Here is a 16,896-nt window from a genome sequence, read left to right on the forward strand (position 1 = left end):
TCAGAACCTTTCGGACGGATGGTCGAGATCGGGGACGGCGACGACGTGGACGTAGTCGGCGTCGACGTCGGCGATGTAGACCTGGGTGGACTTGGGCAGTGCCGCCGGCTCGTCGCTGCGGGCCTTGGATCGCACCCGGTTTCCGTCGACGTCGACGAACGACACCTCGCCCCAGCCTTCGGGCGGCACCTCGAGGGTGACGGTGCCGAGCAGGCCGATGTAGGAGGAGCGGCCGCGGTGGGAGTTGGCCTCCTGGCGGCGGAGGTAGGGCAGCAGCACGCCCTGCAGCAGCGAAACGAGGACGATGGCGGCGCCGCCGGCGACCAGCGCGGAGCCGAACCCGGGCAGGCCGGCCCATTCGCCGATCAGCCCACCCGCGCCGGCGCCGAGCACCGCCGCCGACAGCCCGGTCAGGCTGAGGAACGGCATACCGTCGCCGCTGCCCACCTCGGCGAACAGCAGCGCCGACAGCACCGCGACGGCCCCGACGACGAACGCCGCGAGGTACACAGCGGTCACGGGATCCTCCGGGCGGGCGGGTACGGCAACAGGGTGATCATGGTCCATTCTCGGTGCCCGCGGACGCGTCTCGCGCATCAATTGCGGCTAACCACGTACGCTCGCGTCGCGACGGCGCACGCTTGGTCCCCGCACCGGCCGGTCGGCGGCGGCGACCGCACACGAGGTACGGCTGCGCCGCTGGTCGGACGATTTTGGGGCGGGCGGCCGAGCGGGTAGTATTGACCAACGGTGCGGCAGCCGCGCCGACTCTTGCGTGCCCCTGGTTTGGAATATCCGACTACTGGCTCACGTTGTAGTCGATTCGATTGCTGCGCCGAACGGCGCCAATACCAAGACAGGACACGGAGGACTTCCGAGAACTCATGGCCAAGAAAGACGGTGCCATAGAGGTCGAGGGCCGCGTGGTCGAACCCCTGCCCAATGCGATGTTCCGCATTGAGCTGGAGAACGGACACAAGGTGCTCGCCCACATCAGCGGCAAGATGCGGCAGCACTACATCCGCATCCTGCCCGAGGACCGCGTCGTGGTGGAGCTGTCTCCCTACGACCTGTCCCGGGGCCGCATCGTTTACCGCTACAAGTAAGCCCGAGACAGAAGAAGGATCGATAAGCCGTGAAGGTGAACCCGAGCGTCAAGCCCATTTGCGATAAGTGCAGGGTGATCCGCCGGCATGGGCGGGTCATGGTGATCTGCTCCGATCCGCGACACAAGCAGCGCCAGGGCTGATCCGCCCCGGCGGCTGCGCCGCAGTACCTCACAACTGAATGCTGACCTCCCAGCACCACCGAGCGGATACGCCGCTCGATCACGTCCGGTCGGAGGCCGGACCCCGACTACACCGTCGATACATCGGCAGTAGCAGGGAACGGGCTGGGAAAAGACCTCCGCAAAGAGAAGGAATGGCACACCCATGGCCCGATTGATGGGCGTCGATCTGCCACGCGACAAGCGCATGGAGATCGCACTCACTTACATCTACGGCATCGGCCGTACCAAGTCGCAGGAGATCCTGTCGGCCACTGGTATCGACCGCGACCACCGCACCAAGGACCTGACCGACGACCAGGTCACCCAGCTGCGCGACTACATCGAAGCCAACATCAAGGTGGAGGGCGACCTGCGCCGCGAGGTTCAGGCAGACATCCGCCGCAAGATCGAGATCGGCTGCTACCAGGGCCTGCGGCACCGCCGTGGCCTGCCGGTGCGCGGCCAGCGGACCAAGACCAACGCGCGTACCCGCAAGGGCCCCAAGCGCACCATCGCCGGCAAGAAGAAGGCCAGGTAACCCCAGATGCCACCTGCGAAGAAGGCCGCGGCCGGTCCCAAGAAGGGCCAGAAGACCCGCCGCCGGGAAAAGAAGAACGTCCCGCACGGCGCCGCGCACATCAAGAGCACGTTCAACAACACCATCGTGTCGATCACCGATCCCCAGGGCAACGTCATCGCCTGGGCGTCCTCGGGTCACGTCGGCTTCAAGGGGTCGCGTAAGTCGACGCCGTTCGCCGCTCAGCTGGCCGCCGAGAACGCGGCCCGCAAGGCGCAGGAGCACGGTGTGAAGAAGGTCGACGTGTTCGTCAAGGGTCCGGGTTCGGGCCGCGAGACCGCCATCCGATCGCTGCAGGCCGCCGGCCTCGAGGTCGGTGCCATTTCCGATGTCACGCCGCAGCCGCACAACGGTTGCCGTCCGCCCAAGCGGCGCAGGGTCTAGTCGGGCTCGGGAAGGAAGAGGAAGACCAATGGCTCGTTATACCGGACCCGCCACCCGCAAGTCCCGCCGTCTCGGCGTCGACCTGGTCGGTGGAGATCAGTCCTTCGAGAAGCGCCCCTACCCGCCCGGCCAGCACGGCCGCGCGCGGATCAAGGAGAGCGAGTACCGCCAGCAGCTGCAGGAGAAGCAGAAGGCCCGCTTCACCTACGGCGTGATGGAGAAGCAGTTCCGCCGTTACTACGAAGAGGCCAACCGCGTCGCGGGCAAGACCGGCGAGAACCTGCTCCAGATCCTGGAGAGCCGGCTCGACAACGTCGTGTACCGCGCCGGGCTCGCCCGGACCCGCCGCATGGCGCGTCAGCTGGTCAGCCACGGCCACTTCACCGTCAACGGTGTCAAGGTCGACATCCCGAGCTACCGGGTGTCGCAGTACGACATCATCGACGTCAAGGACAAGTCGGTGAACACCGATCCGTTCGTGATCGCGCGGGAGACCGCGGGTGACCGTCCGATCCCGTCGTGGCTGCAGGTCGTCGGCGAGCGTCAGCGCATCCTGGTGCACCAGTTGCCGGAGCGCGCGCAGATCGACGTGCCGCTCGCCGAGCAGCTCATCGTCGAGTTCTACTCGAAGTAACACCCTGCGCGCCCGATCCCGGGCGTCGCAGTTCACTGACCGGCATCAAATAGCGGATGCCGAGAAGGAGATAGAAACACCATGCTGATTTCTCAGCGCCCCACACTGTCCGAAGAGACGGTTGCCGAGAACCGGTCGCGGTTCGTCATCGAGCCGCTGGAGCCGGGCTTCGGCTACACGCTGGGCAACTCGCTCCGGCGAACCCTGCTGTCGTCCATCCCGGGCGCCGCGGTCACCAGCATCCGCATCGACGGTGTGCTGCACGAGTTCACCACCGTGCCGGGGGTCAAGGAAGACGTCACCGACATCATCCTGAACCTCAAGGGCCTGGTCGTGTCGTCCGAGGAGGACGAGCCGGTGACCATGTACCTGCGCAAGCAGGGTCCGGGCGAGGTCACCGCGGGTGACATCGTGCCGCCCGCCGGCGTCACGGTGCACAACCCCGACATGCACATCGCCACCCTCAACGACAAGGGCAAGCTCGAGGTCGAGCTCGTCGTCGAGCGCGGGCGCGGCTACGTCCCCGCCGTGCAGAACAAGGCGTCGGGCGCCGAGATCGGCCGCATCCCGGTCGACTCGATCTACTCGCCGGTGCTCAAGGTCACCTACAAGGTGGAGGCGACCCGCGTCGAGCAGCGCACCGACTTCGACAAGCTGATCCTCGACGTCGAGTCGAAGAACTCGATCACCCCGCGGGACGCGCTGGCCTCGGCCGGCAAGACCCTCGTCGAGTTGTTCGGTCTGGCACGGGAACTCAATGTCGAGGCCGAGGGCATCGAGATCGGGCCGTCGCCGGCCGAGGCCGACCACATCGCCAGCTTCGCGCTGCCGATCGATGACCTCGACCTGACGGTGCGGTCCTACAACTGCCTCAAGCGTGAGGGTGTGCACACGGTGGGCGAGCTCGTGGCCCGCACGGAGTCCGATCTGCTGGACATCCGCAACTTCGGCCAGAAGTCCATCGACGAGGTGAAGATCAAGCTGCACCAGCTGGGTCTCTCGCTGAAGGACAGTCCTGCCACGTTCGATCCCTCCGAGGTCGCCGGTTACGACGCCGCGACCGGCACCTGGAACAGCGACGCAGGTTACGACCTGGACGCCGACCAGGACTTCGCCGAGACCGAACAGCTCTAAGAACATCCGTCCCGGTCCTACCTGATACGGGGGCCGGCCCCATTTAGGAGATAGTCGCCATGCCCAAGCCCACGAAGGGCGCTCGCCTCGGCGGGTCGTCGTCGCACCAGAAGGCGCTGCTGGCCAACCTGGCCACCTCGCTCTTCGAGCACGGCCGCATCAAGACGACCGAGCCCAAGGCGAGGGCATTGCGGCCCTACGCGGAGAAGCTGATCACCCATGCCAAGAAGGGCACGCTGCACAACCGGCGTGAGGTGATGAAGAAGATCCGCGACAAGGACGTGGTGCACTCGCTGTTCGCCGAGATCGGCCCGTTCTTCGCCGACCGCAACGGTGGCTACACCCGGATCATCAAGGTGGAGGCACGTAAGGGCGACAACGCCCCGATGGCCGTCATCGAGCTGGTGCGGGAGACCACGGTCACCTCGGAGGCCAACCGGGCCCGCCGGTCGGGCGGCTCCAAGGCCGCTCCGGTAGCCGCCGCGGCGGCGCCGCAGGCCGCGGTCGAGCCGGAGGCCACCGAGGGCCCGGTTGCCGACGACTCCTCTGCCGAGGAGACCGCCGCCACCGACGCGCTGCCCGAGGCGGAGGACACCACCGCCGCCGAGGCGTCGCGCTCGACGGAGACCGACGACCCGACCGCCGACAAGGCTGACGACGCCAAGTAGTCACGCTGTGAACATGCCCGCCATCGACTCCGGTGGCGGGCTTGTTCGTCTTCGGCTCGAGATCGCCTACGACGGCACAGCGTTCGCGGGCTGGGCGGCCCAGACGGGCCAGCGCACGGTGGCCGGTGTGCTGGACGAGGCGTTGTCCACGGTATTCCGCACACCGGTGGTGATGCGGGCCGCCGGCCGCACCGACACCGGGGTGCACGCCACCGGCCAGGTCGGCCACGTCGACGTGCCCGCTGCCGCGCTGTCGCACGCCTACCCGCGGCGTAGCCCACCGGGGGAGACCGAGTTCGGCCCGCTGGTGCGCCGGCTGGGCCGGTTCCTGCCCGACGACGTCCGGGTGCTCGGGATCGCCCGCGCCGCAGCTGGATTCGATGCCCGGTTCTCGGCGCTGCGCAGGCACTACACCTACCGGCTGTCGACGGCCCGGTACGGCGTGATGCCGCAGCTGTCGCGGTTCGTGACGGCCTGGCCGCGTGCGCTCGACGTCGACGCGATGGCGGTCGCCTCCCGGCCGTTGATCGGCCTGCACGACTTCGCCGCCTTCTGCCGGCACCGCGAGGGCGCCACCACGATCCGCGATCTGCAGCGGCTGGACTGGTCGCGCGACGGTGACCTGATCACCGCGCACGTCACCGCCGACGCCTTCTGCTGGTCGATGGTGCGCTCGCTGGTCGGCGCGCTACTCGCCGTGGGCGAGGGCCGGCGCGACCCCGGCTGGTGCGCGGGCCTGCTCACGGCGTCCCGGCGGTCGAGCGACTTCGCCGCCGCGCCGCCGCACGGCCTCACGCTGGTCGGTGTGGACTATCCGCCCGACGATCAGCTGGCGGCCCGCACCACGGTCACCCGCGAGCTGCGCGTGATCGACTGAAGTCAGATGCGGCCTGCGACGAAGTCGGCGGCCTGGTTGACCATGCCGGCGTTGATGTAGGCCCTGGCCGCGTGGTCACCCCAGTTCTTCTCCCAGGTGTTCGGGTCGGCCGGGTTGCAGATGGGGTCGGCGCCGTGGCACAACTCGATGGTGCGCTCACGGTAGAGCGGGCTGAGCGCGCCGATCGGGCCGGCCCACGCGCTGCCGTTGCCGAACAGCGCGACGGCCGCGATCTTCTGGTCCATGCCCGGGGGCAGTGGCTTCTTGAACCCGAAAGCGGCGATCGGTGCAGCCAGCACGATATCGGTGACCGCGGCCCCCAACGAATAGCCGCCGAGCACCAGCCGGGTGTCGGGGCATCGGCCCGCCATGTCCTGGATGCGGGAGCTCATGTCGTTGGCGCCGATGTCGACCTGGGTGTCGGCGGGGTAGTTCACCGCGTAGAGGTCGATGTCCCGGTCGGACTTGTTGCGCAGTGCACTGATGAAGTTGTTGCCGATGAGGCCTGCGCCAGGGGACTCGACCCGGCCGCGGGCGAAAATCACCTCGACCTGCGGGCAGGCCTGCGCCGACGCCGTGGCGGCGACGCCGTCGACGGGGACGGCGGCAGGCGCGACCAGCAGACCGGCGGCGACGAGGACAGCGGAGGCGGCCAGGCCGCACCGGCGGGCCCAGGTGTTCACAGCATTCACCCAGCCGATAGTAGCCAAAGAAATTGACGGCGCGGCCGGGCTAGAGAAGTCCGGCAGCGAAGCGCGCCGCCTGGTCGGCCGCCGCACCCGCGTAGTCGCGGTGCGCGGCAACGCTCTCGCCGTCGGTGCAGACGGGGTCGCCGGGGTTGCACAGGTCGATCGCCCGGGCGCCGTAGACCGGGCTGCGGGTGAGCGGAAGACCCAGTTTCGCCGTCGGGTTGCCGAAGACCGCAACGGCCGCAACGTGATCCGGCACGTTGGCCGGTAGCGGAGAATTGAAGCCGATGGCGGGCACCGGAACTGCGGCGATGACGTCGATGACGGCGGCGCCCTCGGAGTAACCGCCGAGCACCAGACGGGTGTTCGGGCAGTTGGCGACCATGTACTGGATGTGGCCGCTGGCGTCGTTCGCGCCCGCGGCCGCTGCGAGGAAGTCATAGCTTGCCGGATAGTTCACCGCATATGCGCCGACGGACCGGTCGCCGACCCGGCCGCGCAGCGACTCGACGAACGCGTTGCCGACCCGGCCCAGGCCGGCCGCCTCGTCGGTGCCGCGGGCGAACACCACCTCGACGTCGGGACAGTCCTGGGCCGTTGCGGTGGCCGGTCCGCCCACCAGGATGGCGGCCATGGCCGAGAGGACGGCGGCGGTGACGATGATCGCCCGGCGCAGCACCCGGCGTGAAACAAGATCAGAGCTCACGCCGAAGTGTAACGCGCGAAGTTGCTAAATCAGTCCCGCGGCGAACGTGGCGGCCTGGGTGACGAAGGGCGAGGCCTCGTATCGGGTGTGCGCGAACGGGTTGCGGCCGTCCGAGCAGATCGGGTCGCCGTCGCTGCACGCGTCGATGCTCTTGCCGGCGAAGGTGCCCCGCGCCGACAGCGGGCTGCCGAACTTGGCCGACGGGTTACCGAACACCGCGACCGCGGCGACCTTGCTGTTGTAGCCGCCCGGCAGCGGCGGCGCCGAGGCGATGGCACCGATCCGGTCGCCCAGTGGCGGCACGCCGGCCAGCATGTCCATCACCGCCGCCCCCTGTGAGTAGCCCCCCAGCACGAACCGGGTCGAGGGGCACTGTCCCGACACCGAGGCGATCCGCGCGGTGACGTCGTTGGCGCCGTCGGCCGTGGTGAGGAAGTCGTAGGTGGCGGGATAGCTCACGCCGTAGGTGCTCAGCGTGCGACCGCCGAGCAGTGGCCGCATCTGGTCGGCGAGCGCCTGGCCCACCCGGCCGATGCCGCCCGGTTCGCTGGTGCCGCGGGCGAATATCAACTCGACGTCGGAGCAACCCTGGGCGGCGGCCACGGGGGCCGGCCCGGCCACGGTGAGGGCGGCCGCCGACAGCGCGGCGGCCACGACGGCGGCGAATCGGGAAGCGGAGCTAAGCAACGTCACCGGGTCATACTCACACAGGTGGGTCAGTTGCGGCCAACGGACTGCGTGTGAGGAAGCTCGCCGACGGTGTCGGGCCAGTCCGCGGCGTGCGCCGCGGCGGTGTCGCTGCGGTCGCCGAGCCGTGCGACGGCCAGGCCGAGCAGCACCACCGCACCGCCGAGGGCCTGGGTTGCGCTGATGGCCTCGCCGAGCAGCAGCCAGGCCGCGAGCACGGCGAACATCACCTCGGACAGCCCGACCAGCGAGGCGAACCGCGGGCGCAGCCGGGCGATGCCGACGATGCCGAGCGAATAGGCCACGGCGGTGGGGACGAGGCCGAGGGCGATCACGGGCACCACCCAGGACGTGGTCCATCCCGCGATGACGGCGTCTCGGGCGGTGAACGTCATCGGCATCACGCCGGTCAGGCCGAGCAGGGCGGTGGTGGCGGCGCCCACCGCCAGCCCACCAGCGGCCAGGGTGATCGGATGCAGCCCGGCAGAGCCGTCGGGGCGTTGCCCGCCGACCTTGTCCGACATCAGGAAGTAGCAAGCCGCGCAGACCGCCGCGGCCAGACCCCAGCCGACGCCGACGAGGTTGATGTGCGCTGCGGCCAGTCCGCCGGCGCCGACCACCCCGAGCACCAGCATGATTCCGACGACCGCGGTCGCCGCGCCGGCGAGGGTGAGCGAACTGGGCCGCCGCCTGGTGCTGATCCAGAGCCAGGCCACCACCAGGACCGGTGCGGTGTACTCGAGCAGCAGTGCCACGCCGACCGACAGGTGGTTGACGGCGTTGTAGTAGAACAGCTGCGCGCCGGCGATCGGCACGAGTCCGTAGGCGACGACGGTGCGGCGGTGGGTCAGCGCCTCGCGGATCCAGCCCGGTCGCACGGCGGTGGCGAACAGTGCCATCAGCAGGGCGCCGCCGGCGAGCCGGGCGGTGACCGCCGCGGTGGGGCTCCAGCCCGCTGCCATCAGCGATTTGCCGAGGGGGCCCGACATGCCGAACGCGAGAGCGGACCCGACGGCGAACATCAGGCCCATCCGGAACTCGTGGACGGCCGGTGCCGGGCGCAGCGTGGACGCCATGTGGCGACCTCCCCTCATGTAAGGAGTAAAATGAGCTTTGGTCATGACGCTAACTGCGGAGGGAGTCATGAGTCAAATGATTTTCACTCATGACACCGAGCTCACCCTGCGCGCGGCGTGTGTGCTGATCAACACCGACCGGGTGGACGGCGAACAACTCGCCGACATGGCCGCACTCGACGAGTACCTCGACGGCTTCGGCTGGACCGGCAGGCGCGACCGCGACGCCGCCGAGCTGGCCGACGTGCACCGGCTCCGACAGCGGCTGGGCGCGATCTGGGCGGTGGCCGACGACGAGGAACGCACGGTCGGTCACGTCAACGCGCTCCTCAGTGACACCCGAGCGGCGCCGTGGCTCACCCGCCACCCCGAGATGCCGGAATGGCACCTGCACCTGGCATCGGTGCACGACCCGCTGTGGCAGCGGATGGGCGCGGAGATGGCGATGGCACTCGCGGACCTGATCCGCGGGGGCGAGTTGCGACGGCTCAAGGTGTGCGCGGCGCCCGACTGCGAAGCGGTGCTGGTGGATCTCTCCCGCAACCGGTCCCGGATGTTCTGCGACACCGGCAACTGCGGCAACCGCCAGCACGTGGCCGCGTATCGCGAACGGCGCGCCAAGGACTCGTGACGCCGGCTTTGATGCGCCCGGCGGCCGGAAGTCAGGGCATGTAGAAGCCGCGGATGCGGTGGTAGCGGCCGCGGCCCAGAAGCGCGTTGGCGGCCTGCAGCCCCGACACCACCGCCGCCTCGATGCAGCCCGCGTTGATACCCGTGTCGGTCCAGTCACCGGCGAGCACCAGGTTGTCGTAGCCGCTCTCGTCCGGACGCAGCCGGTACCGGTCGCTGCCCGGCACCGACTGCACATAGCGGTCGGACGGATCCACGTTGACGCTGAGGTGTTGTGTCTCGATGGCCGCCTTGCCTACACGAGCATCGTTGCCACACAACAGTTCCCATTGGAAATCGCCAGCGCGATAGGCGTTCGGGAAGAACAGCGCGAGGTTTGCCTCCACGTGGTGGGTGGCGTCGGCGAGCACCGCTTCACGCCAGCGGGACAGGTAGTCGTCGTGGGGCTCCGCGGTCGGCCACCGAGCCTTCAGGCTGCCGCAGAAGTAGGCCACCGTCTGCGGCGCGTCGCCGTCTGGCCAGTGCTCGGCCCACAATGTCTGGGGCATCGAGGCCCACGTCTCGAAAGGCCTCAGGTATGCGCTGATCGTGGCGCCGGGCGCGTGCCAGCCAAGTGCCCTTTCCGCCGGTCGCAGCCACAGTTGCAGCGCCTGGGTGGCGACGGTCTTGACGTGGGCGGTCATCTGCGCCCACTCGGGACGGTCGGAGATGAGGGCGGGCGCGACGACGGGCAGCATGCCGATGGAGACGGCCAGAACCACGTGGTCGAAATGTTCACCCCGACGCAGCACGCGCTGCTCGACGTCCGAGGTCTCGGTGAAGTGCGATTCCAGATCGCCGACCGTGGTGGTCGCGACGACCTGGTCGGTCAGCGGCGTGGCGGGAAACACCGGTAGACCCTTGACCGTCGTCAACGGTTCGTACACTTCGCGACCGTCCGCGAGATCGAGTTGTCTTGCCAGAGCGATGGTCTCGATCGTATGGCCGCACGGGTCCGGCTGCAGCGCGACGACCCGGTGGAAGAACTCGAACCGAACTCCCCGCCGCCGCAGTGCCTGGTACAGCGGGGCGATGACGACGTCACCCATGCCCGCCGTCATCTTCCAGAAGATTGCGCCGCGATAACCGAACAACACCTGGCCGATCAGGAACACCATGGTTCCGGCCGCGACCGCCGGTCGTTCCGGGTCGCCGTCGGCGTAGCCGAACACGAGGTCGTACAACCCGCGTATCAGGGGTGACTCCAGGATGTCCGGGTGGCCGCCGTGGCTGAGCACCCATACCCCGAAGTCGACGTCGTTGATGGCGCGAAACCCGCGCGGATCGGTGATCAGGTCGTCGGCGATGATTCCGCCGATGGCGGCGGCCAGGAGCGAGGCCAGGATCCATCCGCGCCGGTCGGCCGCCCGGCTCTCGTATTCGATCGACTCCCGTGCCGCGCGGAGCACTGCCTCGACCAACAGCGTCGGATTGCCGGCTGCACCACCGGAATCGCCGAATGCGAGTACTCCGGCCAACAGGGCCCGCCTGAGTGCGTCAAGGCCGGCCGACGACTTCGCGCGCGGCGGCTGGGCCGACGCGGTGAACGACAGCCCGGCCGCCGGGGTGTCATCGCCGGTGAGCGAGGCGGTGAAAGCGGCCAACAAACGCAGCGCGCGTTCGACGAAGGTCACCGCTGTCAGTGCTCGGCCCTCTTCGTCGTCCGGTGCCCCCGGCAGGTCGTCGTCGTGAGGGTGGGTGCCCAGCCAAGTCGTCCATTCACCGCCGAAGCGCTCGGTGAGACCGGGATTGTCGGCGGGAACGAGTGCCTCGCGCCACGACGCGATCGGCGATTCCGGATCAGTGGTGGCCCTGTCCAATTCGGCATAACACTCGCGCAGCATCCGGAAGGCGTTCTCGTAGGAGCCGAGCCAGATGTGCAGGCCGTGTTCCTCGATGCGGCCGCTGTTCCCGCGGCTGGACGCCGCCTTGCCGCCGAGTCGCCAGCCGCGCTGGTACACGGTGATCGAGTCGAACCGGTCCCGCCAACCAGGCTCGCTGAGCCGCCATGCCGCGCTGAGACCGGCCATGCCGCCGCCGAGGATCGCGACCGCTCCGCCGCCGGCACTCACCCGAGAAGGGCCCTCGCGCGGACGAGTTCGGGCCAGTCGCTGTGTGCAGGGAACCGGCTCACCGCTTCGAGGAGCGCCTCCGAGGCGCCCGGCCCGTCGGACTCGTGGTACGACAGCGCCGCACGCAATTCGAAGACCCGGGCATCCTGTCGGCGCGCGAGCTGCAACGCCGCATGGAGGTCCGCGTGCATCGTCGCGATGTCGTCGTGTGTGTGCGCGCGCAGCCGGAGCAGTTCGGCGTCGTAGAAGTGCATGCCGGTGGACTCCGCCAGATCGAGCGCCGTGTCCAATCGCTGCTTGGCCTCGTCGTGGGCGACGGCGGCGATCCACAGCCGCGCCAGCACCGCGTCGTAGAACGTGACCAGGGAGATGGCTCCCAGCGCGCGCCAGGCGTCGACATACATCTGCATCGTGGCGATATGACCGCTGAGGTCGACGGTGCCGGTGGAGTCGTCCGCAGCGGCGATCGCACTGACGGTGGCGTCCTGGGCGGCGCCCACCATGGCCCACGAATCGAAGCCGTGCTGCTGCCCTAGTTCCGTCAATTGTCCCGCGACCTGGCGGGCACGGTCGAACTGTCCCGCCTCGATGCGGAAGAGTACTTCGATCTGCCGGGCGTAGGCCAGGCTGAACGCCCCCTTGGGGAAGGGTAATTGGGCACAACGGTCCTCGACCCTGCGGAGCTCTTCCTCCGCTGCGCGCAGATCACCGTCGAGCGCGTGGGACAGTGCGCGATGGGTGTACAGGCCCGCTGACGCGTCGTTCGGCATGAACAGCATGGCCTCGAGTTCGCGTTCCGCTTCCGGAGTGAGCATTTTCAGCGCGACATCGAATTTGCCTCGTGCGTGGGCGAATTCGCCCCGGTACCACGCGAGCATCCCCAACGCGAGGTCGTTGATCGGGAGGAAGGCCTGCCGCGATCCCACGAGGTTGGCCCGGATCGAGGTGACGAGCAGCTCGGCACGATCGAGGTCGGCGCGCATCGTGTAGTACGGGTACAGCGACATGACCGTCGAGAACACGTCGTCGTCGCGCAGGTCGCTGCTGCACAGCTCGAGGCAGCGTTCGAAGTCGGTCGCCGCGTTGGCGCTGGACACTCCTTCGGCGGCCTGTGCCAGCAGTGCGCGGCGCAGCCTCAGGTCTATCTCGAGTCGATGGCGGTCCGCGCCGGGCGGTGCCTGCTCGATCTGCGTCACCGCGTAGGTGAGATGGGTGCGTGCTTCCCCGAGTGCACCACGCGTCCACGCGTTCGCCGCTGCCCGGCCGTAGGCCGACGCCGCTTCGAGATGCCGTTCGGCCCGTTCGTAGTGGCGGGCGATCAGCGGCCAGTCGGGATTGCCCTCGACAGGCCCGGAGACCAGTGCATCGGCGACTCGGCTGTGCAGTGTCCGCCGGATGCTCGGCGGCGAGAGCTCGGCGGCGACTTCTCGAAGCAATTCGTGCCGGAACCGCCAACTCTCGGCGTCGAGCGGTTCGAGCACCCGGCCGGCCGTCAGCTGCGTGATGACCTCGTCGACGGCGGCGCCGTCGAGGTCGGTGGCAGCCATCAGCAGGCCGCGGTCCACTCGGCTGCCGATGATCGCCGCGGCCTCGACCACCCGCAGGGCTTCAGTGCTGGTGCGAAGCCGGGCGAACAGCGCTTCGTAGAGGCTGTCCGGTACCTCGACCGACCGGGTGCCTGCGGCCGTCTGCTGCCTGAGCTTGGCCACCACCTCCTCGATGTAGAGCGGCACCCCGTCACAGCGCCGGTGGACGATGCGCTGCTCCTCGTCGGTGGCGCCGGGGTGCAGCGCCGTCGTCAGTTCGGCGACCTCGTCGGGGTTGAGCGGCTGCAGCTCGAACACCGTCGTCCGCGACAGGTCCGACACGGCGACCGGGACGCGGCTGGTCATCACGACCAGGACGTGCCCGCCGAGGTCAGCGCGCAGGAGCGCCTGTACGACCTCGATGGTCGTCTCGTCGAACCAGTGCAGATCTTCGACGAGCACCACGGACGGCGCGCTGCGCACACAGCTCAGCAGATATGTCTGCACTGCCTCCCCGATGAGGTCGTAGAGTCTGCGGCCCTCGGCATGCACCGGTTCATATCCGCTGTCGGCGCCGATGCCCAGAACAGGCGCCAACAGTGGGACGACGGCGTCGGCGTCAAGGGAACGGTGCTCGACCTCACGCCGTAGACGACGCAGGCGCTCATCGGCATCCGAGGTGCGCGTTATCCCGCACTGCCGTTCGAGCAGCCGGCGAATCGGTCGCAGCCCCACGTCGGTGTGGAAGGGCGAGCCGATGAGCTGGAGCACCGCGCCGTGCGAATTTTCGGCCATGTCGACCGCCGACCATGCGAGCCGGCTCTTGCCGATGCCCGCGTCACCCGCGAACAGCACCCCCGGATTGTCGAGGCCGTTCGTCAAGGCCTGCGACCAACCCCGCTGGAGATACCGGTGTTCGTCGCTGCGGCCCACCAACGGGCCGAGCGGCGTCGCGACGACGTCGCGTTCAGCCAGGACACGGAAGTAGTGCACCGGGACGTCAACACCTTTGACGTTGCGCGGCAGCCGGGCCTCGAGGTCGAAGCCGTCACGGATCAACGGCTCGATCGCCGACGACACGGCCACCGTGCCGGGTTCCGCGAGGCTGCAGACGCGAGCGGCCAGGTTCGCCGCGAGGCCGTAGACGTCGTCCTGTGCTGTATCGAGATAAACGATGCCCCGGTGGATTCCGACCCGCACGTTGATGTCGAAGCCGAAGCGCTTGTGCACCCGACCGCTGAGGGCGGTCACCTCGCGTGTGATGTCCAATCCGGCCTGCACCGACCGTCGCACGTCGTCCTCGTGCGCGCGGGGATGGCCGAAGAATGCCAGCAGACCGTCACCCTTGGTGTTACCCACATGGCCTTCGTAGGCACGCACGACGCGCAGTACGTCATCGCGGTAGCGGCCGACCACGGTGCGGTAGACCTCCGGCTCGATGCGGGTCGACAGAGCGGTGGAATCCACCAGGTCGACGAACATGATGGTGAGCCGCCGGATCTCACCGTGATTGGCGGGGGCGGCCAGTAGGTCCTCGGCGTCGGTGTTGTCCCTGTCGACGGCCAGCACCTGACCGGCAAGCCGGTTCGCCGTGGTGCGGTCACCGTCGGCCAGCGCCGCAACGGCGCGGTCGAGAAGTCTGTCGACCCCTGAAGCTGGTCGATTCGTCGGCGTCACAACTCGAAGGACACCGGCTGGGTGTCGTCGGTGCCCGCCCCGGCGCCGGTGCCGGTCAGCTTCACCTCGCCGACGTATACGCCGCTCGGGATGCCGGCGGAGTTCACCACGAGCCGGAAAGTGGTGGCGTTGGCGAGAAGCCGCGCGTCGGCGGGTATGAAGCTGACGAGCCCACAGATGTTCTCGTTCGGCACGTCCTTGCGGCACAGCGAGGTCGCCGTCAAGATCCGGTCCCACGGCTGGACCTTCTTCACGGGGATGGGATCGCTGGTCAGCACTGGGTTTCCGTACGCGCCCGGTCCGGCGGCGATGGTCTGAGCGATCTCGGCGCCGCGCAACATGCTGATGCGGGTCAGCTTGATCGCCGACGTCAGCCACTCGTCCCGGTCGAAGACGTCCTTCTTGTCGGTGAACGCCGCGAGCGCCTCCTCGGCGACCTGGCTGGCTTCCAGGAGGCCACGCCGCACCACGGTGCTGACGTGATCCGCGAGCAGCAACACCTTGGGGTCCGGCGGTGTCTGCAGCGGTATCCGTGCGATGTCCGCCGCGCCCCGGATCGCGATCCTGGTCAACTCGAACAGCGACTTTGCGGCGTCGTCGGGGGTGAAGTTGGTCTTGTCGTCGTCGTTGATCCTGGTGGCGGCATCGATGGCGACCTTCGCCGCCTCGTCGACGGTCGCCGACGCACGAGCAGCCACCTTCGCGGCGATGACCTTCGGGTCGTCCATCAGGGCGTCACATCCTTCGGTGGCTTCACGTTTCGCTCCGCCTTCTCGTAGACCTCCAGCGACCAAGCCTTGAGATCCTTGCCCATCTGGGTGGTCACCTCCTCGACATCGGTCTTCACCGTGCCGTCCAGCCACCGGCTCGCGGCGTCGCCAGTGTTGCTGCTCACCCGCCGGATCAAGCTCTTGAGCAGGCAGGCACCGTCCTTGATGGCGTCGGCGGCGTTGATCGGCAGTGTGGCGGGTACCGGCGGGAAGATCACGTTGGGGCCGGTGTCGACGGGTTGCTTGCTCTGCGCGCCCATAGGCCAGCCCTCGACGGGCTTCTTGTTCGGGTTGAAGTCGCCGTTGGTCGCATTCCGCGCGGCGGCGATGATCATCTCGTAGGCCGAGTCACCCCAGCCGAGCTGGCAGCCGAGTGCCGCCGTCGCGGTCGGGCTGAGGCCGTTGACGCGCTCCTCCTTGCTCGTGCGGACCCGGACCCCCGTGCCGTCGGCGTTCTTCGGCGTCACCCAGAGGTAGCCGTTGTCGATCTCGACGATGCCGATGCATTTGTCCTCGCCTTGGCGGTTGGGATCCAACTGGTAGTTGATGTAAAAGCCCTTGTCGCGATCATCCTCGAGCGAGAAGATGAGCGCGGTCTTCAGCGTGTAGAACTCGGGTTCGGCCGAGATCTCCTCGAGGATCCGCCACCAACCGTCACTGGTGAAGTAAGGCTGTTGCTTCGTCATGGAGTGAAAGAATTTTGGATAGCACAGATGCCAGTTCGCCGGATGGATGATCGCCTTGACCTGGTCGACGGTGACGTCGTCGTCGCAGCATTCGGTGTAAAGCGTGCTGCAGTACTGTCCGCCGGCGTCCTCGAGTGTGCCGAAGCAGCGTGACGAGTCCTTGGCGAATTGCTCACTGACGGCCTCACCCGCGAGGACGATCCAGGACTCGCGGTCCTGGATCCGCTCGATTCTCTCCAGCAGGTACTCCGCGTTGCCCACCGCGTCACGGCGTCCCGGCCGGGGAACCGTCGGCTCGACGGGCCAGGGGTCCAGTAGACCGGGAAGAACGGTCATGACGGTTTCGTCGATACGACCATGGCGCAGCAGATTGAGCCGTTCCCATGCCACGAGCGCAAAGGCGGCCCGCGCCAGGGCCGGATGCCTGTCCTCCTTGGCTTGGAAGCTGTTCCACACGCGGTCGGGGTTCGGCTCCCTGTTGAGATTGGCGCGCGCGTCCTCGGCACTCGGGAAGCTGTACAGGTACCGCGACCTGGGGTTGCGCACTGCGTCTGATCCGAAGAACTCCTGCAACTCTTGGAACCAGCCCTGGCGGCCGAGTCCGGTGGTGTTCGGCAGCAGCCTCTCGGCGAGATCGACGATGTCCGCATTGGCACCGGTACCGGGATCCGCGTCGGCTTCGACCACCAACTCGTCTATCGCACCGAACAATGCCGTGACTTCGCTGCGAATATCTGCCATGGTCCCCGCCTCCCATGAATTGACGCCTTAGCATAGCGTTGTACTGGCGAAAC

The 16,896-nt window shown here is 68.2% G+C and carries 18 protein-coding genes; 9 read left to right on the forward strand and 9 right to left on the reverse strand.

The window, feature by feature from the left end; genetic code table 11:
- Positions 1-567 (reverse strand): NfeD family membrane protein, encoded by a 567-nt coding sequence (locus H7I41_RS03330; RefSeq protein WP_372503655.1) that lies wholly within the window; start codon positions 565-567, stop codon positions 1-3.
- 317 nt (positions 568-884) lie between these two features.
- Here H7I41_RS03330 and infA point away from each other — a divergent pair, with 317 nt between their 5' ends.
- The 8 genes from infA (at position 885) to truA (ending at position 5,544) form a co-directional block, all read left to right on the forward strand.
- A complete protein-coding gene (infA, locus tag H7I41_RS03335; RefSeq protein WP_003418601.1) occupies positions 885-1,106 on the forward strand; it encodes a translation initiation factor IF-1 in 222 nt (73 codons plus the stop codon).
- Positions 1,107-1,135: 29 nt separating this feature from the next.
- The gene (gene rpmJ, locus H7I41_RS03340) at positions 1,136-1,249 is read left to right on the forward strand and encodes a 50S ribosomal protein L36 (protein WP_003879483.1); all 114 of its coding nucleotides are present in this window, start codon (positions 1,136-1,138) and stop codon (positions 1,247-1,249) included.
- 184 nt (positions 1,250-1,433) lie between these two features.
- Positions 1,434-1,808 carry a 30S ribosomal protein S13 gene (gene rpsM, locus H7I41_RS03345; RefSeq protein ID WP_264011142.1) on the forward strand — a complete coding sequence of 125 codons (375 nt, stop codon included), beginning with the start codon at positions 1,434-1,436 and terminating at the stop codon, positions 1,806-1,808.
- 6 nt (positions 1,809-1,814) lie between these two features.
- Positions 1,815-2,231 carry a 30S ribosomal protein S11 gene (rpsK, locus tag H7I41_RS03350; protein ID WP_264011143.1) on the forward strand — a complete coding sequence of 139 codons (417 nt, stop codon included), beginning with the start codon at positions 1,815-1,817 and terminating at the stop codon, positions 2,229-2,231.
- Between the two features lie 28 nt (positions 2,232-2,259).
- Entirely contained in the window at positions 2,260-2,865 is a 606-nt protein-coding gene (gene rpsD / locus H7I41_RS03355) for a 30S ribosomal protein S4 (protein WP_264011144.1), read from the forward strand.
- An 81-nt stretch (positions 2,866-2,946) separates the two neighbouring features.
- Positions 2,947-3,999, forward strand: coding sequence for a DNA-directed RNA polymerase subunit alpha (locus H7I41_RS03360; protein WP_264011145.1), 1,053 nt, complete (start codon positions 2,947-2,949; stop codon positions 3,997-3,999).
- Positions 4,000-4,058: 59 nt separating this feature from the next.
- Positions 4,059-4,667 (forward strand): 50S ribosomal protein L17, encoded by a 609-nt coding sequence (gene rplQ / locus H7I41_RS03365; RefSeq protein WP_264011146.1) that lies wholly within the window; start codon positions 4,059-4,061, stop codon positions 4,665-4,667.
- Positions 4,668-4,680: 13 nt separating this feature from the next.
- Positions 4,681-5,544, forward strand: coding sequence for a tRNA pseudouridine(38-40) synthase TruA (gene truA / locus H7I41_RS03370; RefSeq protein WP_264011147.1), 864 nt, complete (start codon positions 4,681-4,683; stop codon positions 5,542-5,544).
- 2 nt (positions 5,545-5,546) lie between these two features.
- Here the strand turns inward: truA and H7I41_RS03375 are convergent, their stop codons facing one another.
- The 4 genes from H7I41_RS03375 to H7I41_RS03390 all read right to left on the reverse strand — a co-directional run bounded on the left by H7I41_RS03375 (position 5,547) and on the right by H7I41_RS03390 (position 8,702).
- Complete coding sequence (locus H7I41_RS03375) at positions 5,547-6,236, reverse strand: cutinase family protein (protein WP_264011148.1); 690 nt, start codon at positions 6,234-6,236, stop codon at positions 5,547-5,549.
- Between the two features lie 40 nt (positions 6,237-6,276).
- Positions 6,277-6,867 (reverse strand): cutinase family protein, encoded by a 591-nt coding sequence (locus H7I41_RS03380; RefSeq protein WP_264011209.1) that lies wholly within the window; start codon positions 6,865-6,867, stop codon positions 6,277-6,279.
- Positions 6,868-6,963: 96 nt separating this feature from the next.
- Positions 6,964-7,632, reverse strand: a complete 669-nt coding sequence (locus tag H7I41_RS03385; protein WP_264011149.1) for a cutinase family protein — start codon at positions 7,630-7,632, stop codon at positions 6,964-6,966.
- Positions 7,633-7,655: 23 nt separating this feature from the next.
- On the reverse strand, positions 7,656-8,702 hold the full coding sequence (locus tag H7I41_RS03390; RefSeq protein WP_264011150.1) for an EamA family transporter: 1,047 nt from the start codon (positions 8,700-8,702) through the stop codon (positions 7,656-7,658).
- Positions 8,703-8,778: 76 nt separating this feature from the next.
- On the opposite strand from H7I41_RS03390, the gene H7I41_RS03395 reads away from it, so the two are divergent.
- Positions 8,779-9,333: a CGNR zinc finger domain-containing protein gene (locus H7I41_RS03395; protein ID WP_264011151.1), complete on the forward strand. Its 555-nt coding sequence runs from the start codon at positions 8,779-8,781 to the stop codon at positions 9,331-9,333.
- A 31-nt stretch (positions 9,334-9,364) separates the two neighbouring features.
- On the opposite strand, the gene H7I41_RS03400 is transcribed toward H7I41_RS03395, so the two are convergent.
- The 4 genes from H7I41_RS03400 to H7I41_RS03415 are packed head-to-tail and all read right to left on the reverse strand — an operon-like array spanning position 9,365 to position 16,843.
- Positions 9,365-11,443, reverse strand: a complete 2,079-nt coding sequence (locus tag H7I41_RS03400) for an FAD-dependent oxidoreductase (protein ID WP_264011152.1) — start codon at positions 11,441-11,443, stop codon at positions 9,365-9,367.
- Positions 11,440-14,646 (reverse strand): ATP-binding protein, encoded by a 3,207-nt coding sequence (locus H7I41_RS03405; protein ID WP_264011153.1) that lies wholly within the window; start codon positions 14,644-14,646, stop codon positions 11,440-11,442. Before H7I41_RS03405 ends, H7I41_RS03400 begins: the two co-directional genes overlap by 4 nt.
- Entirely contained in the window at positions 14,643-15,374 is a 732-nt protein-coding gene (locus H7I41_RS03410; RefSeq protein ID WP_264011154.1) for a hypothetical protein, read from the reverse strand. The genes H7I41_RS03405 and H7I41_RS03410 overlap by 4 nt, the downstream gene beginning before the upstream one ends.
- Entirely contained in the window at positions 15,374-16,843 is a 1,470-nt protein-coding gene (locus H7I41_RS03415) for a hypothetical protein (RefSeq protein WP_264011155.1), read from the reverse strand. Before H7I41_RS03415 ends, H7I41_RS03410 begins: the two co-directional genes overlap by 1 nt.
- Positions 16,844-16,896 lie beyond the last annotated feature (53 nt).

It is taken from the genome of [Mycobacterium] manitobense (genome assembly GCF_025821665.1).
Taxonomy (GTDB): domain Bacteria; phylum Actinomycetota; class Actinomycetes; order Mycobacteriales; family Mycobacteriaceae; genus Mycobacterium; species Mycobacterium arseniciresistens.

Coding starts and splice junctions, on each gene's coding strand:
- H7I41_RS03410 (WP_264011154.1), bottom strand. CDS start 15,374: ATGGACGACCCGAAGGTCATCGCCGCGAAGGTGGCTGCTCGTGCGTCG.
- truA (WP_264011147.1), top strand. CDS start 4,681: ATGCCCGCCATCGACTCCGGTGGCGGGCTTGTTCGTCTTCGGCTCGAG.
- rpsK (WP_264011143.1), top strand. CDS start 1,815: ATGCCACCTGCGAAGAAGGCCGCGGCCGGTCCCAAGAAGGGCCAGAAG.
- rpsD (WP_264011144.1), top strand. CDS start 2,260: ATGGCTCGTTATACCGGACCCGCCACCCGCAAGTCCCGCCGTCTCGGC.
- H7I41_RS03330 (WP_372503655.1), bottom strand. CDS start 567: ATGGACCATGATCACCCTGTTGCCGTACCCGCCCGCCCGGAGGATCCC.
- H7I41_RS03395 (WP_264011151.1), top strand. CDS start 8,779: ATGATTTTCACTCATGACACCGAGCTCACCCTGCGCGCGGCGTGTGTG.
- H7I41_RS03390 (WP_264011150.1), bottom strand. CDS start 8,702: ATGGCGTCCACGCTGCGCCCGGCACCGGCCGTCCACGAGTTCCGGATG.
- H7I41_RS03415 (WP_264011155.1), bottom strand. CDS start 16,843: ATGGCAGATATTCGCAGCGAAGTCACGGCATTGTTCGGTGCGATAGAC.
- infA (WP_003418601.1), top strand. CDS start 885: ATGGCCAAGAAAGACGGTGCCATAGAGGTCGAGGGCCGCGTGGTCGAA.
- rplQ (WP_264011146.1), top strand. CDS start 4,059: ATGCCCAAGCCCACGAAGGGCGCTCGCCTCGGCGGGTCGTCGTCGCAC.
- H7I41_RS03360 (WP_264011145.1), top strand. CDS start 2,947: ATGCTGATTTCTCAGCGCCCCACACTGTCCGAAGAGACGGTTGCCGAG.
- H7I41_RS03380 (WP_264011209.1), bottom strand. CDS start 6,867: ATGGCCGCCATCCTGGTGGGCGGACCGGCCACCGCAACGGCCCAGGAC.
- rpsM (WP_264011142.1), top strand. CDS start 1,434: ATGGCCCGATTGATGGGCGTCGATCTGCCACGCGACAAGCGCATGGAG.